This is a genomic window from Hydrogenophaga crassostreae, from assembly GCF_001761385.1.
In the GTDB taxonomy this organism is placed as follows: domain Bacteria; phylum Pseudomonadota; class Gammaproteobacteria; order Burkholderiales; family Burkholderiaceae_C; genus Hydrogenophaga; species Hydrogenophaga crassostreae.
This window is the reverse complement of sequence record NZ_CP017476.1, coordinates 3,898,195-3,910,519: the sequence shown is the minus strand read 5'-3', so window position 1 is coordinate 3,910,519 and position 12,325 is coordinate 3,898,195. Positions and strand designations below refer to the sequence as shown.

15 protein-coding genes and 1 tRNA gene are annotated in these 12,325 nt (G+C 60.9%); 5 read left to right on the top strand and 11 right to left on the bottom strand.

Annotated features, from left to right (window positions below):
* Positions 1-10: 10 nt before the first annotated feature.
* Positions 11-433, top strand: coding sequence for an arsenate reductase (glutaredoxin) (gene arsC, locus LPB072_RS18025; RefSeq protein WP_066085374.1), 423 nt, complete (start codon positions 11-13; stop codon positions 431-433).
* Positions 411-1,172, top strand: a complete 762-nt coding sequence (gene arsH / locus LPB072_RS18020) for an arsenical resistance protein ArsH (protein WP_066085377.1) — start codon at positions 411-413, stop codon at positions 1,170-1,172. The genes arsC and arsH overlap by 23 nt, the downstream gene beginning before the upstream one ends.
* Before the next feature lie 92 nt (positions 1,173-1,264).
* On the opposite strand, the gene LPB072_RS18015 is transcribed toward arsH, so the two are convergent.
* The 9 genes from LPB072_RS18015 to LPB072_RS17975 all read right to left on the bottom strand — a co-directional run bounded on the left by LPB072_RS18015 (position 1,265) and on the right by LPB072_RS17975 (position 7,489).
* Entirely contained in the window at positions 1,265-1,630 is a 366-nt protein-coding gene (locus LPB072_RS18015) for a carboxymuconolactone decarboxylase family protein (protein WP_066085380.1), read from the bottom strand.
* Positions 1,631-1,732: 102 nt separating this feature from the next.
* A complete protein-coding gene (locus LPB072_RS18010) occupies positions 1,733-2,701 on the bottom strand; it encodes a cation diffusion facilitator family transporter (RefSeq protein WP_082876720.1) in 969 nt (322 codons plus the stop codon).
* Complete coding sequence (locus LPB072_RS18005) at positions 2,698-3,129, bottom strand: OsmC family protein (RefSeq protein WP_066086297.1); 432 nt, start codon at positions 3,127-3,129, stop codon at positions 2,698-2,700. Before LPB072_RS18005 ends, LPB072_RS18010 begins: the two co-directional genes overlap by 4 nt.
* 136 nt (positions 3,130-3,265) lie before the next feature.
* A complete protein-coding gene (locus LPB072_RS18000) occupies positions 3,266-3,706 on the bottom strand; it encodes a rhodanese-like domain-containing protein (protein WP_066085383.1) in 441 nt (146 codons plus the stop codon).
* Between the two features lie 12 nt (positions 3,707-3,718).
* Entirely contained in the window at positions 3,719-3,952 is a 234-nt protein-coding gene (locus tag LPB072_RS17995) for a thioredoxin family protein (protein ID WP_231943290.1), read from the bottom strand.
* 3 nt (positions 3,953-3,955) lie between these two features.
* Positions 3,956-4,885 (bottom strand): MBL fold metallo-hydrolase, encoded by a 930-nt coding sequence (locus LPB072_RS17990; protein ID WP_066085388.1) that lies wholly within the window; start codon positions 4,883-4,885, stop codon positions 3,956-3,958.
* Positions 4,886-5,066: 181 nt separating this feature from the next.
* Positions 5,067-6,116, bottom strand: coding sequence for a permease (locus LPB072_RS17985; RefSeq protein WP_066086300.1), 1,050 nt, complete (start codon positions 6,114-6,116; stop codon positions 5,067-5,069).
* Between the two features lie 174 nt (positions 6,117-6,290).
* On the bottom strand, positions 6,291-6,842 hold the full coding sequence (locus tag LPB072_RS17980) for a sigma-70 family RNA polymerase sigma factor (RefSeq protein ID WP_066085391.1): 552 nt from the start codon (positions 6,840-6,842) through the stop codon (positions 6,291-6,293).
* A 559-nt stretch (positions 6,843-7,401) separates the two neighbouring features.
* A tRNA-Ser gene (locus LPB072_RS17975) sits at positions 7,402-7,489 on the bottom strand.
* Between the two features lie 101 nt (positions 7,490-7,590).
* Here LPB072_RS17975 and LPB072_RS17970 point away from each other — a divergent pair.
* The gene (locus tag LPB072_RS17970; RefSeq protein WP_066086302.1) at positions 7,591-8,487 is read left to right on the top strand and encodes an NUDIX hydrolase; all 897 of its coding nucleotides are present in this window, start codon (positions 7,591-7,593) and stop codon (positions 8,485-8,487) included.
* 18 nt (positions 8,488-8,505) lie between these two features.
* On the opposite strand, the gene LPB072_RS17965 is transcribed toward LPB072_RS17970, so the two are convergent.
* Positions 8,506-9,237: a GntR family transcriptional regulator gene (locus LPB072_RS17965; RefSeq protein ID WP_066085394.1), complete on the bottom strand. Its 732-nt coding sequence runs from the start codon at positions 9,235-9,237 to the stop codon at positions 8,506-8,508.
* 71 nt (positions 9,238-9,308) lie between these two features.
* Between LPB072_RS17965 and LPB072_RS17960 the strand changes: the two genes are divergently transcribed.
* Together LPB072_RS17960 and LPB072_RS17955 are read left to right on the top strand one after the other, a co-directional pair.
* A complete protein-coding gene (locus tag LPB072_RS17960) occupies positions 9,309-10,361 on the top strand; it encodes an aromatic ring-hydroxylating dioxygenase subunit alpha (protein WP_066085397.1) in 1,053 nt (350 codons plus the stop codon).
* On the top strand, positions 10,358-11,329 hold the full coding sequence (locus LPB072_RS17955; RefSeq protein WP_066085400.1) for a PDR/VanB family oxidoreductase: 972 nt from the start codon (positions 10,358-10,360) through the stop codon (positions 11,327-11,329). The genes LPB072_RS17960 and LPB072_RS17955 overlap by 4 nt, the downstream gene beginning before the upstream one ends.
* Here LPB072_RS17955 and LPB072_RS17950 read toward each other — a convergent pair whose 3' ends face one another.
* On the bottom strand, positions 11,330-12,265 hold the full coding sequence (locus tag LPB072_RS17950) for an MBL fold metallo-hydrolase (protein WP_066086305.1): 936 nt from the start codon (positions 12,263-12,265) through the stop codon (positions 11,330-11,332). It abuts the gene before it with no gap.
* Positions 12,266-12,325 lie beyond the last annotated feature (60 nt).

The window sequence follows — 12,325 nt, the reverse complement described above, 5'->3', positions numbered from 1 at the left end:
TTGCAGTCCTATGTCCAGCATCACCATCTTTCACAACCCGGCCTGTGGCACCTCGCGCAACACTTTGGCCCTGATCCGCAACAGCGGCGTTGAACCCACCGTCATCGAATACCTCAAGACCCCTCCCAGCACAGAACAGATACGCCAACTGCTCAACGCCATGGGCGTTGGTGTGCGCGATGTGCTGCGCGAAAAGGGCACGCCTTTCGCCGAACTGGACCTGGGCAACCCCAAGTGGTCCGACCAGCAGTTGCTGGACTTCATCGAACAACACCCGATCTTGCTGAACCGACCCATCGTGGTGACGCCACTGGGTGTGCGCCTGTGCCGGCCTTCCGAGGTGGTTCTGGACATCCTGCCCGCCCCCCAGCAAGGTGCGTTCTCCAAAGAAGATGGCGAAGGGGTCGTCGATGACAAGGGGCGCCGTGTCTGAGACCACTTCCAACGCAGCGAGCAAGCCCTTGTCCGATCTGCCCCAGGTGGCGCCCGCGCATTTCCGGGTGCCCGACCCCGCCAGACTGCAACACAGGCCTTCGACCCATCCTCCAAGAATCCTGTTGCTGTACGGATCGCTTCGCCCCCGGTCTTTCAGCCGGTTGCTGGTGGAAGAATCGGCCAGGCTGCTGCAGGCCATGGGCGCAGAGGTCAAAGTGTTCAACCCCGGCGGCCTGCCCCTGCCCGACGACGCACCCGATTCGCACCCCAAGGTGCAGGAACTGCGCAACCTGGTCCTGTGGTCTGAGGGCATGGTCTGGTGTTCGCCGGAACGCCATGGCGCGATGACCGGCATCATGAAAGCCCAGATCGACTGGATACCGCTCTCGAGCGGTGCCGTGCGGCCCACACAAGGCAAGACGCTGGCCGTCATGCAGGTCAGCGGTGGTTCGCAGTCTTTCAACGCCATCAACCAGATGCGTCTGCTCGGGCGCTGGATGCGCATGATCACCATCCCCAACCAATCTTCGGTGGCCAAAGCCTTCCAGGAGTTCGACGACAACGACCGCATGAAGCCGTCGAGTTACCTTGACCGGGTCGTCGACGTGATGGAGGAACTGGTGAAATTCACCTGGCTGACCCGCGATGTCTCACCCTATCTGGTGGACCGCTACAGCGAGCGCAAAGAAAGCGCCGAAGAGCTGATGAAGCGGGTCAATCTGCCCAAGGCGGTTTAGAGGGCGATTGGGCTTGCCGTTCAGCCCCGCTGAAGCGGCTGCCCATTGCCACGCCTGCAGCGCAGGCACGGACATCTGTGAACCGGCTTGAATCACTTCGACGCGAGACGACCAAGCGCGTCAAAAACAGGCTCAGCGTCGCCAATGATTTTGGTCGCCAGGGCCAAGCGGACGATGTGAACGGTTTCGATGACCTTGGCGGGTGCAATGCCTTGCTGGACGATCTTGTTCGACATGGCTTTCACACAGGCCGGGCTGGTGCCTGCGAGTGCTGCTGCCAGATAGATCAGCGTCCGGGTGTCTTCGTCGAGTGCTGGCTGTTCCGCTGGCATCGCAAATGCTTTGGAGCGCATGTGTTCCTGAATCAGCGCCGGGTCAACCGGGACCGACTTCTCGATGGCACCGGGCACCTCACCCATGCCCTTGCGCATCATTTCAAGTATTTCGTTGGCATTCATGGCTCATCATTTTTTTCTACCGCGGTAAAAGCACCGTATTTGGAAGACAGACCAAGGCCATGAAAGATGCAGCCACTGCCTGATCAGGATCAATGCCAGGCGTCAACGATGGGCATGGCCTTGCACGCGATCATGTTCGTTTGGCACTCCTGGCGGATCAGAAGCGGCGGCAAATGTAGAGAGATTGCCGCAGGGCGCGGTGAAAGGCACTTGTACGATCTGAATGGTGGCGTGCTCAATCTCGAACCGGTCATGCAATTGCTCGGTGACGCTTTGCAAGAAGGCATCACCTGCTGGCCCGTCAGGCATGACCAACTGAGCCGTCATCGCAATTTCTGAAGTGCCCATGGCCCATACGTGAAGGTCGTGCACACGGTCAACTCCCGGCAGGGACTCCAGCAAGGCTTTGACCTGCAACAGGTCCACACTTTCGGGCACACCGTCGAACAACAGATGCAGGGATTGCCGGAACAGGCTCCAGGTGCCGACCACGATCACGGCGGCAATCAGCAGGCTGACCACGGGGTCCAACCAAGTCCAGCCGAACCACAGTGCCAGTGCGCCTGCGATCACCACACCGACCGATACCAGGGCGTCCGCCGCCATGTGCAAAAAAGCGCCGCGGATGTTCAAGTCTTTCTCCCGCCCGCGCATGAACAACAGCGCCGTTGCCGTATTGACCACGATGCCGATGCCGGCCACCACCATGATGGTGACGCCCTCGACCGGCTCAGGAGATTGCAGGCGATGCAACGCTTCCCACACCAGCGAACCCATGGCCACCAGCAAAAGCAAGGCGTTGATAAACGCGGCCAGAATGCTGGCGCGTTTCCAGCCATAGGTATGGCGGGCATCTGGCCGCAGCTTGCCCGCCAAAGCCCCACCCCAGGCCAATACCAGACCGATGACGTCGCTCAGATTGTGGCCCGCGTCGGCCAGCAGCGCCAGCGAATTGATCCTCCAGCCATAGAGGGCCTCGATCGCCACAAAAACGATGTTCAGGCCGATACCGATGGCAAATGCAGCGTTGAAGTTGGCAGGCGCGTGGCTGTGGTCGTGGCTGGCACTCATGGGGTTTCATTCTTTCGGCGCAACACGCCCGAGAGGTCCGTTCCTGGAGCCACGGTGTTGAACACCGTGCCGTATTTCTTGACGTTGTCGTGCAGCAAATCGAGGCGTCGGTCAGGCTCATCGGTGTCCACCACGATCTCGTAGCGGATGGACTCCATGCGTGGGGGCACATCTTGGCGAACGCCGTGTACCCGAACCTCCACACCGCGAAGCTGGAACTTGAGGATGGGCGTGACGCGCTCGATACCCTTGATCATGCAGGCCGAGAGTGCCGCCAGCAGCAGCTCGGCTGGATTGAATGCGTCTGGGTTGCCATCTAGATCGGTATCCAGATCAATGTGTGCGTTCTTGCAGGCAGCGCTGCTGGCGTGCGCGCTCTCGCGGCGAGATACCACGTGAAACTGCATTTTGGTGGGGGTGGAGATCATGTGATTTTCTTTTCCTTGGGTTCCAGCCATTCTCTGCTCACGCCCACCGCAAGCCCTGCATCGCCTTGTCGAGAACAGTCATCCAGGCGCCGCATGGCACCAACGACAGTCACGATAGCCTGCGCCGGGCGTTTGTTCAGCAACAGCCCGCTCGCAGTGAAGCAGCGTCGGGCGTCGGTTCGCAGCAAGCGGCGTCAGACGCTGCCCCTGTGCTACCGCGACAAGCTGCACCGGCGGTCGTCGCCTGAAGGCGCTGGCCGATCACCGGGAAGTTCTTGCCCATCCATTTAAGGATGCCGCCTTCCATATTGCTCACGCGGGTGAAGCCCTGGAACTGCAGGTAGTAAGTGGCCTTGAGGCTTTGGGTTCCGTTCTCACAGACCAGCACGATGTCGCGATCCTTGGGCAGTTCGGCCCAGCGTTGCTCCAGTTCCAGCAACGGCATGTTGACGATGTCCGGCACATCAAACGCCAGCGCGGCAACTTCGTTGCGATCGCGCACGTCCACCAGCAACGCGCCTTCGCGCACCAGGCGCTGGGTGGAGGTGGGACACACCTGCTTCGCTTCTTCCAGCATGGTTATATTCCTTCAGGCGCTGAGCCATTGTTCAACTTTGTCGCGGCTGGGCACGCCGCCGGCATGCACCACTTTGCCGTCAATCACCACGCCGGGCGTGCTCATGATGCCGTAGCCCATGATGTCGCGCAGCTCTTCCACCTTCTCCAGCTTCACCGCCACGCCCTTGGCTTTCGCCACCTGGTCGATGAGGGCGATGGTGCTTTTGCAGTTGGCACAACCTGTGCCGAGTACTTTGATGTCCATGATCTACTCCTGTTCCATTTCGAGATAAGTGAGGTTGGAGAGCTGGGGGAGCCAGACGTCCACGTGTTTGAGATGCTTGTAGGGGGTTGCATCGAAGCTCTTGATGGCCGTGCTCATGTCGGTGCCATCGGCCACCGCTTTGCCCATGTGGGCGCGCAGGGCCTTGAGCAGGTTGCCGGTATCGGCCTGGGCCTTCGCGAGCGTGGTCACGCTGCCGTGACCAGGCACCACCACCTTCGGGCTCAGGGCTTCCAGCGCCTCGAAAGATTCCACCCAGGTCTTGGTCTTGCTCACCGGGTGCAGGCCCAGGATGCGGTCCACATAGACCACGTCACCGGTGAAGACCACGCCGCTCTGCGGCAGCCAGACCATGCTGTCACCGGGTGTGTGGCCGCCCTTGCGGTGCACCACTTCGATGACCGTGCCACCGAGTTCCAGCTTCGTGTTGGCATCCTTCAACCAACGCGTGGGCAAAGTCAGTTCGGTACCGTCCATCTTCTCCTTGAGCACAGGCGCATTGACGCGCAGGTGTTCGGGGCCGCGCGCCTTCATGTCGGCCTCGGCATCGGCGTGGGCGATGAGTTCTGCGCCCTGGGCCTTGAAATAACCGTTGCCCAGCCAGCGGTGGTCTTGCCCGCCGGTGTTGATGACCCACTTGATCGGCTGCGGTGTCACTTTCTTCACCGCCTCGGCGATCTGGCGGGCGCCCTGAAAGCTGGCGCCGGAATCGATCAGCACCGCACCAGCAGGTGTGACCACCAGGCCGATGTTGGCGTTGAGCGCCTCGTTTTCGTAGGTGCGTCCCTCGATGTCGCCCACGTGGGCGTACACGTTGGGCGCCACGGGTTCGAATTTCACTTCGACGGCCTGGGCCCAGGCCGCAGACGACAGACCCAGTACAAGGGTGACGGTCTTGAAAAACGCTGTGTTCATGCTGTGGGGCCTCCGGGTTCAGCAGCGCTTTCTGCTGGCGGCCGTGCCGCAGGTGTCCAAATCACGCAGACCGATGGCCGAGTTGGCCGTAGGTCTGCAAGAGCGTTCGCGGCGCGGTTGACGTTCATGGGTTGTCTCCTCGGGTGGGGTGGAAAAACGAAATGGGAGGGAAGCAAAGGGCTTAAAGCACAGCGTTGAAAAGAAAGCCCACGGACAGAATGCCGAGCGACACGATGCCCACGAAGATGGCGATCAGGCGCAGCTTGAGCACCTTGCGCAGAATGATCATCTCGGGCAGAGAGAGCGCCACCACACTCATCATGAAGGCCAGCGCTGTGCCCATGGCGGCACCTTTGGCTGTGAGAGCCTCAATCACAGGCAGGATGCCAGCGGTATTGGCGTACATCGGAACGCCCATCACCACCGCCAGCGGAACCGACCACCAGGCCGCATCCTTGCCCATGAAGGAGGCCAGGAATTCAGAGGGCACGAACCCATGGATGCCCGCGCCCACGGCGATGCCGCCGAGCACATAAGGCCAGACCTTGCCCACAATCTCGCGCACCGAAGCCATGCCTGCGGCCACGCGGTCGGTCAAGCTCAGTTGCTGCGCCTCCATGTCGGATGAAACCTGTGGCATTTCGCGTACCCAGTCCTCCAGATGACCCTCCAGCTTCATGGCGCCCATGATCAGCCCTGCAACGATGCCCAGCGCCATGCCAAACCCCAGGTACAACAGCGCCACCTTCCAGCCAAACAGCGAGAACAAAATGGTCAGAGCCACGGTGTCCACCATGGGCGCCGTGATCAGGAAAGAGAACGTCACGCCCAGGGGCACGCCAGCTTGTACAAAACCGATGAAAAGCGGCACCGACGAGCAAGAGCAAAACGGGGTCACCACCCCGAGCGCCGAGGCCATGCCGTTGGCCACACCGTGGGTGCGACCGGCCAGCAGCGCACGGGTCCGCTCAGGTGTGAAATAGGTGTTGACCATGCCCATCACGAACACCACCCCCGTCAGCAGTAGCAACACTTTGGGTGTGTCGTAGAAGAAAAACTGAAACGCGCTGCCCAGATGGCTTTGGCGCTCTACCGCCAGCATCGCCACCGCTGCCTCGGAGAAGGGAATCAGCAACTGGTAGAGGCCGAGCCAGATCGCAACGGCAGTGACCAGAAAAACGACGGGTTGGCGTTTGGGCCAGCTCCAAAGGGATGTGGTGAGGGTTGTCATACCCTCGAAGACGTTGGCCACGTCCAAAAGATGCAGGTCGGCTGAAAAATAATTTTGATGAGCCACTCATCCAGGCGGTTTGCACATCACACAGACGTGAAGGCGCGAGTCGGCGGCGAATTCACCAGAAAGTGCTCAGGTCACGGGCGCTTTACTTCACCCGGATTTTCTGGGTCAGGAATCTTCGGACAAAGGTGGCCGGGGCACAAAATCGTCGACTCGACCGCTGGGATCGAAAGACACCTGGCAGCCCAGCGCCATGCGTTCCCGCATGCGCTGGCGAGCCCGCTGCACCCGCGATTTGGCGGCCGGCAGGCTCAATCCCTTAAGCCGGGCAAATTCGGCTTGGGCCATGCCTTGCAAATCGCACAATTCGATGGCTTCGCGGTCCTGTGCGTCCAGCTCCGACAGCACCCTGGGCACGCAGGCCACCAGGGCATCCACGGTGTCCAGGTCCTTCGGTTCCTCCGGCAGCTCTTCCCAACCGGTCGGCAAGGGTGCCAGCGGCTTCTGGGCCCTCAGTCGATCAATCAAGGTGTTGCGCGTGATCTCAAAGAGCCACGCGCGAGGCTGGGTTACCTCCGATACGCGATCACCTTGGCGCATGGCCTTGACAAAGCTGTCCTGGAGTACATCCTCCACATCGCTCGGGACCGACATTCTGGCGCGCAGCCAAGCGCGCAATTCGGGCTCGTGTCGGGACCAGATCAACAACAGGGTGTTCATAGACGGCGAATTTCAGGCGACGATCCAACAAGGTTTCGTGTCTGCCTACTAATGTATCGGTTTGCGATTCGCCACTGCACCAGTTGAGACCTCTCTTTGGCAAACTTGCTTTGCGCCGACTTTCAGCTGTGGGTCGACAGTGTGAGTTCAGCCCTCCGAGCAACTGACATTCGACCGCGGCTTGAACAAGTACCTGCTGCCCCCGCGATATCGGTCATCGATGCTGCCGTGCTGGCAGGTAAGCCGATGACGGCTTCGTGCCTGGGACCGTGAACCCAGCTACCGGCCGCGACCGACGGCAATCGCTGCTTATCCGTCACTGAAAGTTGAGGGCCGAGATCAGGCAATGGATTGATCGCACCCACTCACAGAGTCGGGTGCAAGAGGAACAGCTCTTGTTTCTGATCCATTCGTTCAGACCCAGCCTTCAGCGCAGAAGGGTACGCCTTTGGTTCGGGAGGTGTCACAACGTGCCACGCTGAACGATGGGTAAAACGATGGGTAAAACGATGGGTAGAAATGCAAAACGGGCCGCGAGGGCCCGTCTTTCATAGCATTCTGGCGGAGACTGTGAGATTCGAACTCACGGACCCTTGCGGGTCGGCAGTTTTCAAGACTGCTGGTTTAAACCGCTCACCCAAGTCTCCGGGAGTGGTAACCCTGATTTTAGCCTGAGCGAGCGAAGCCGTTGCGGTACCTGGTCGCGCAGGCGCAGCAAAAACGGTTGCGAAACCCTGACAATCTCGTCATGGCCTTTGAAATCAACTCCCAAGCTGTCGATACCCCGCCTTTGCCCTCGGCCACCGTCATGGTGGTGCGTGAAGGTGATGGGGCCCAGGGGCTGGAGGTGTTGATGATGCGGCGCCACGCCAATTCGGGTGTGCTTGGGGGGGCCCATGTCTTTCCGGGTGGCAAGGTGGACGCCGCCGATCAGGCGGTGGGCGAATCAACCTGGGACCGTTCGGCCCTGGTTTGTCGTCAAGCGCTGAATGAACCTGATCTCGATGACGGCCTGACGCTGGGCCTCTACGCTGCTGCGATTCGCGAGACCTTTGAAGAGTGTGGTCTGGTGTTGTGTGCGCCTTCGGGTGTACAGGCCGATGCGGTGGGCGCGATGCGGGCTTCTCTGGAGCAGGGCGCCCATTTCGTTGAGGCCATGCAGGCTGTGGGTGAGCCCTGGGCCGCCTCGGCGTTGGTGCCATGGTCCCGCTGGGTGACGCCGCGCGTGCCGTCCATGATGAGCAAGCGGTTTGATACGCGGTTCTTTGTGGCCGTGGCGCCTGCCGGCCAGTTGACCCAACACTGCGAGCGGGAAGCGACCGAGGCAGTCTGGCTCACGCCTCAGGCGGCCCTTGAGCGCTCCTGGAACGGCGAGATCAATCTGGCGCCACCGCAGATCATGAGTCTCAGCCATTTGTCTTTTCTGGGGTCGGTGCCAGCCGTGTTGGCTTGGGCGGGCAACAACGTGCCCGCTTTGATCGAACCGCGGCCCTTCGATGTGGATGGCGAGCGGGTGATTTGTTACCCCGGCGATCCGGAGCATTTGTTGCCGCAGATCGCCTGGCCTGGCGCGACCACGCGACTGACCTACCGCGAAGGGCGGTTCGTGGCCGAAGGGGGCTTGTCTGCGTTGTTGGGTGTATAGCGCCCGCAGGCCCAACCCTCAACACTCCGCTTCGCTGTGGGTGTGCCGGGCGTTTTCTGCGATCAGGCTGGCGTAGCGAAAACCCACGTAGGCGTGTTCGCGCATCAGCATTTCCACCCGCGCCGACTCCCTGCGTTCCAGCGCGTCCAGCACCAGTGCGTGGTGCGATTGCGCCAGCCGCAGCTTTTCGTATTCATGGGGCAAGGCATCGCGGTCAATGCTGATCGAGCTGGCGGAAGCAAAAGGCAGGTGGTCGTTGCGGGCAATGGCGTCGGCGATCACGCGGCTGTCGGTGCCTTCGACAACGGTGCGGTGGAAGGTTTGATTGAGTGCGCTCCATGCGCCGATGTCGTCTTCCAGCAAATGCCCTTTGGCCAGCAGCTTTGCGCCTTGCGTTACGCAATCTCGCAAGGTTTCCCTTTGATCGGCGGAGAGGCCGCGTTCGGCCAGGCGCCTGGCGGCCAGTCCTTCCAGTGCTCCACGCACCTCGATCGCGCATTGCACGTCGGCCTGAGAAATGGCCCGAACAACCAGGCCACGTTTGCCCGTTTTTTCCAGCAGGCCTTCTTGTTCCAGCGTGCGAAACGCCAGGCGAACGGGCGTGCGCGATACCCCCAATCTTTCGGAAACCGGGATTTCAGCCAGCCGTTCACCCGCAGCGTAGTCGCCAGCGATGATCATTTTGCGCAGCACGGCCACCACGCTGAGGGCGCTGGCATCGTTCTCTATTGGATCCAATTCTGAGATCATTCGTGCATTATGTTCCAAAACTGGCTATTATTGGATCCAATTTAACCCAGTAGACCGAACAGAGAGACACCATGATCCTCAGAAATACCTGGTACGTGGCCTGTACCCCCAGCGAAATTGCCGACAAGCCATTGGGCCGCCGAATCTGTGGCGAAGCCATGGTGTTTTACCGCGATGGCGACGGCCGTGTGGCTGCGCTGGAGGATTTTTGCCCTCACCGTGGGGCGCCGCTTTCACTGGGCAAGGTGGTCGATGGCAAGCTGGTGTGTGGGTACCACGGCCTGGAAATGGGTTGTGATGGCAAAACAATCGCCATGCCGGGCCAGCGCGTGCGCGGTTTCTCACCGATCCGGGCCTTCGCTGTGGAGGAGCGCCATGGCTTCATCTGGGTCTGGCCGGGCGAAGCCGGGAAGGCCGATCGCGACGCCATTCCCGATCTGCCTTGGGCCAACCACCCGGAATGGGCCTACGGCGGAGGGCTCTATCACATCAATTGCGACTACCGTCTGATGGTCGACAACCTGATGGATCTGACGCACGAAACCTATGTACACGCCAGCAGCATTGGCCAGTCCGAGATCGACGAGACGCCCTGCGTCACCCGTACCGAAGGCCATGAAGTGATCACCAGCCGCTTCATGAACGGCATCGAGGCGCCACCGTTCTGGAAGATGGCTTTGCGAGGCAACAAGCTGCCCGACGACGGCCTGGTGGACCGCTGGCAGGTGTGCCACTTCACGCCGCCGAGTCACGTGATGATTGAAGTGGGTGTGGCGCTGGCGGGTAACGGCGGCTACGAGGCGCCGGCCGACAAAAAGGCGTCCAGCATCGTGGTGGATTTCATCACCCCTGAGAGTGAAACTTCGATCTGGTATTTCTGGGGCATGGCGCGCCATTTTCAGCCTCATGACGAGGCTCTCACCGCATCGATCCAGGAAGGCCAGGGCAAGATTTTTTCAGAAGACCTCGAGATGCTGGAGCGCCAGCAAAAGAACCTGCTGGCCTGGCCCGGGCGCAAATTGCTCAGCCTGAACATCGATGCCGGTGGTGTGCAGTCAAGGCGTGTGATCGAGCGTTTGTTCGCCGAAGAACAAGCCGCCACAACCGAAGGCGCTGGCGCATGAACACCGAGGCGACGATCGCGGTGCGCGTGGCGCGCAAGGTGGAAGAGGCGCTGGGTATTCAAAGCTTTGAACTGGTGAGCGCCAGTGACAAGGCGCTGCCCGCGTTCACCGCTGGTTCCCACATCGATGTGCATCTGCCCAACGGACTGGTGCGTCAGTATTCCTTGTGCAATCACCCCTCGGAAACCCACCGCTACCTGCTGGGCGTTCTGCGCGATCCGGCCTCGCGTGGTGGGTCGCAGGCCATGCACGACCTGGTGAACGAGGGTGATGTGTTGCGAATCGGTGCGCCGAAAAACCACTTTGCCTTGGAACCCGGCGCCCGGCGAAGCTTGTTGCTGGCCGGTGGTATCGGCATCACGCCGCTGCTGTGCATGGCCGAACAGCTTGCCAGCCAGGGCGCTGCATTCGAGATGCACTACTGCACCCGCGAACGTGAACGCACGGCCTTTTTTGATCGCCTGGCAGGCTCGGGGTTGGCTTCCAGCGTGCAATTCCACTTTGACGCGGGCGCGCCAGAGCAAAAGCTGAACATCGCTGCGCTGCTGTCCCATCCCGAGGCGGGCTGTCACCTGTATGTGTGTGGCCCCAAAGGGTTCATCAACGCGGTTCTGGACCAGGCGAAGCTCTCGGGCTGGCCCGAGGCGCAACTGCATTGTGAGTTTTTTGCGGGCGAAGAGGTGAAAACCGAAGCAGGCGACACGCCGTTTCAGGTGAAGCTGGCGAGCTCGGGCTTGCTGGTCAACGTGCCTGTGGGCACCACGGTGGTGAAGGCCCTGGCCGATGCGGGTATGGAAGTGATGACCTCCTGTGAGCAGGGCGTTTGTGGTACCTGCCTGACCCGTGTGCTCGAAGGCCAGGTTGATCACCGTGACCAATACCTGACGCCAGAAGAGCAGGCGGTCAACGACCAGTTTCTGCCCTGTTGCTCGCGGGCCAGGTCGCCGCTGCTGGTGCTCGAGCTTTGATCAGAGGTTGATCACCTGATCGCCCTCGATGCGCAGCGATTGGCTGCGCGCGAGGTCGTTTAGCAAGGCGTCAAGCCAGGCCTGGTCGCTGGCTGGCGTGTTTTCTTCGGGCATGAAGCTGTGCATGTAGGGCGTCTGGCGGCTCCATGCCAGCAAGTTTTTCTTGGATATGGTTTGCCATTCCAGCAGTTTGAATTTCACCAGCACCTTGAGCGCATAGCGCCGGTGGTGTGCCGGTGAAGCGAGGAACTGTGCAAGGCGGCTGCGTGCGCGGCCCAGCGCTTCTTCTACGTCGGTGAACACCGGGCCGTGGCCTGGAATCACGGTGCGCGGTTGCAGTGCTTCGATCACATTGAGCGTCTCGCCGACTTCATCAAACGCATCGATGCCCTCCAGCTCGGGAAACACCACGCCAAAGCCGTTGTTCCACAGTGCATCGGCCGAAATCAACACCCCCGCCTCGCGCTGAAACAAGACCACCGAATGAGGGTCGTGTCCTTTGGCACCGTGGATTTCCCAGCGGTTGGAGCCCAACTGAATGGTTTCGCCCGGCATGAGCAAGCCCTGGTGGGTAAAGCGCGGGCAGGTCTGGCCGGTGGGCGTGTAGGTCAGAGTGTCTGCATCCCACTCGGCCACGGCGTCGGCATGGCCGGGCGGTATGTGGGTCTGCAGCGCAGGGTAACTGGCTTGCAGCAGCGCGTTGCCACCGCAGTGGTCGCTGTGCAAATGGGTGTTGAGCAGCCGGTCAAGCGGCTGGGCCTTCAAGGTCGCCTGCACCAGCGACAGGGTAAGTGGCGCGTGAGCGCTGTAGCCGCTATCGACCAGGGCCGAAGGACCGTCGCCCTGAATCAGGACGTTGTTGGAAGACAGCCAGCCGCGCTCGAACACGGTGGCGCCGATGGATTGCAGGGAGTCGTGAGCAGTTGAATGGGGCATGGCGTTGCGGGTGTCGGTGATGCCCAATGATGCAGGGAAATTCCCGTTGGGGTGCTTCCC

Bases quoted from the DNA above. Each gene is read 5' to 3' on its own strand.
- arsC (WP_066085374.1), top strand. From the start codon at position 11: ATGTCCAGCATCACCATCTTTCACAACCCGGCCTGTGGCACCTCGCGC.
- arsH (WP_066085377.1), top strand. From the start codon at position 411: ATGACAAGGGGCGCCGTGTCTGAGACCACTTCCAACGCAGCGAGCAAG.
- LPB072_RS18015 (WP_066085380.1), bottom strand. From the start codon at position 1,630: ATGAATGCCAACGAAATACTTGAAATGATGCGCAAGGGCATGGGTGAG.
- LPB072_RS18010 (WP_082876720.1), bottom strand. From the start codon at position 2,701: ATGAGTGCCAGCCACGACCACAGCCACGCGCCTGCCAACTTCAACGCT.
- LPB072_RS18005 (WP_066086297.1), bottom strand. From the start codon at position 3,129: ATGATCTCCACCCCCACCAAAATGCAGTTTCACGTGGTATCTCGCCGC.
- LPB072_RS18000 (WP_066085383.1), bottom strand. From the start codon at position 3,706: ATGCTGGAAGAAGCGAAGCAGGTGTGTCCCACCTCCACCCAGCGCCTG.
- LPB072_RS17995 (WP_231943290.1), bottom strand. From the start codon at position 3,952: ATGGACATCAAAGTACTCGGCACAGGTTGTGCCAACTGCAAAAGCACC.
- LPB072_RS17990 (WP_066085388.1), bottom strand. From the start codon at position 4,885: ATGAACACAGCGTTTTTCAAGACCGTCACCCTTGTACTGGGTCTGTCG.
- LPB072_RS17985 (WP_066086300.1), bottom strand. From the start codon at position 6,116: ATGACAACCCTCACCACATCCCTTTGGAGCTGGCCCAAACGCCAACCC.
- LPB072_RS17980 (WP_066085391.1), bottom strand. From the start codon at position 6,842: ATGAACACCCTGTTGTTGATCTGGTCCCGACACGAGCCCGAATTGCGC.
- LPB072_RS17970 (WP_066086302.1), top strand. From the start codon at position 7,591: ATGGCCTTTGAAATCAACTCCCAAGCTGTCGATACCCCGCCTTTGCCC.
- LPB072_RS17965 (WP_066085394.1), bottom strand. From the start codon at position 9,237: ATGATCTCAGAATTGGATCCAATAGAGAACGATGCCAGCGCCCTCAGC.
- LPB072_RS17960 (WP_066085397.1), top strand. From the start codon at position 9,309: ATGATCCTCAGAAATACCTGGTACGTGGCCTGTACCCCCAGCGAAATT.
- LPB072_RS17955 (WP_066085400.1), top strand. From the start codon at position 10,358: ATGAACACCGAGGCGACGATCGCGGTGCGCGTGGCGCGCAAGGTGGAA.
- LPB072_RS17950 (WP_066086305.1), bottom strand. From the start codon at position 12,265: ATGCCCCATTCAACTGCTCACGACTCCCTGCAATCCATCGGCGCCACC.